This window comes from Streptomyces sp. NPDC000880, from assembly GCF_053599675.1.
In genome coordinates this window covers 1-1,640 of record NZ_JBSFMS010000246.1, presented here as the reverse complement: position 1 = coordinate 1,640, position 1,640 = coordinate 1, and the positions used below count along the sequence as shown (strand labels likewise).

Here is a 1,640-nt window from a genome sequence, read left to right as displayed (position 1 = left end):
CAACCCCACTGCTGCGACAGCGGGTTGGTGCAGGTCTTACACCTCCACTCGAACCAACAGCGCCTCACGGCGCAAACGGAATCTGAGCCAGAACCTGAGAAGTGACACCACTGCGGGACGGTGCGCCGTTCCTCGGTGCCGTGATGATGGTCGATATCCGGGCCGTGTCAAGGTTGTTCGTGAGCGGCTGCGTCTGCGTGCGCCTCCGCCTTGACGACCGCACCCCCGGGTGGGGGCGACGCAGGGGGGCGCTGCACCCACCCGGCGGGGTGCCGGTGGTTGGCGAGGGTCAGCTGTGCAGGGCGGTCTTGAGTGCGTCGATGGCGAGGTGGCGTGCGACGTTGGTGGCGTTGCAGTCGCGCAGGCTGTCGAGCATGAGGAAGTCGTGAACCATGCCCAGAACGCGGACGGCGGTGACGTCGACGCCGGCTTCGCGCAGCTTGGCCGCGTAGGCCTCGCCCTCGTCGCGCAGGACGTCAGCTTCGTCGGTGACAACGAGGGTGGGGGGCAGGCCGCGCAGCTGGTCGATGCTGGCGCGCAAGGGCGAGGCGTAGGGCTCGGCGCGCTGGGCGGGGTCGGTAGTGTACTGGTCCCAGAACCAGATCATTCCGTCCCGGGTCAGGTAGTCCCCGTCCGCGAACTGCAGGTAGGACGGGGTGTCGAAGTCGGCGTTGGTGACGGGGTAGAGCAGGACCTGGCAGCCGACCTGGACATCGCCCCTGTCCTTGGCCATCAGGGCGAACGTCGCGGACATGTTTCCGCCCACGGAGTCGCCGCACACAGCCAGGCGCGAGGCGTCCAGGCCGTGCTGTGCACCTTCGCGGACGGCCCACTGTGCCACGGCGTAGTTCTGCTCGATCTGGGTGGGGTACTTGGCCTCGGGGGCCCGGTCGTAGACCGGGAAGACCGCAGCCGCGCCGGCGCCGACGGCGAGTTCGCGTACGAGGCGGTCGTGGGTGTTCTCGTCGCCGAACACCCACCCAGCTCCGTGGATGTAGAGGACGACCGGAAGCGTCCCGGAGATGCCGCGCGGGCGCACGATGCGGGTGCGCACCTGCCCCCACCTGCCGGCGTCGACGGTCACCCATTCCTCCTCGACGTCAGGTTTCGCGACACCTTCTCCGATCTGCAGGCCAGCGAGGATGTCACGCCCCTGATCTGGCGGCACCTCGTAGATCCGCGGGTGCGGGGAGGTCGCCTCGACGAGGTCCTTCGCCGCGGGCTCCAGGAACGGAGTGGGAGGGGGAAGCAATGTGGTCATGCTGATCTTCCTCTCCGTACAGGGTTGGGGGCAGCAATGGCGCAGGTGCACTATTTGCACATGTATACACACCTTTGATCAGGATAGAAGGGCGGCGGTGCGCCCGCGATCGCAGCGGTCCGCCCTCGGCGGGAAGAGGAAGAACAACAGCAACGTGCTGATGAACACGGCAGGCCTGCCCCTGCGCACACCGGTCCGTGACCGTCACCTGGCGCAAAGGCTCCGAAGCCGCGATGACATCGCGCTTCGTGTTCCTGCGGGTCCAGCTCGCCGGGCGCCGCCCGAAACCCGCCCCCCAACGGCGTCATCGGGCTGCGGCGGCTGATCGCCCAATGGCCCGAAGACGAGAACGAACCGGTCAAGTACTGGATATCCAACC

At 67.6% G+C, this 1,640-nt stretch carries 1 protein-coding gene; it reads right to left on the bottom strand.

The genetic code is table 11. From position 1 onward, the window contains the following. Positions 1 to 289: 289 nt before the first annotated feature. Positions 290 to 1,261 (bottom strand): alpha/beta hydrolase, encoded by a 972-nt coding sequence (locus ACWDO5_RS35685; RefSeq protein WP_450534675.1) that lies wholly within the window; start codon positions 1,259 to 1,261, stop codon positions 290 to 292. Positions 1,262 to 1,640: the final 379 nt, after the last annotated feature.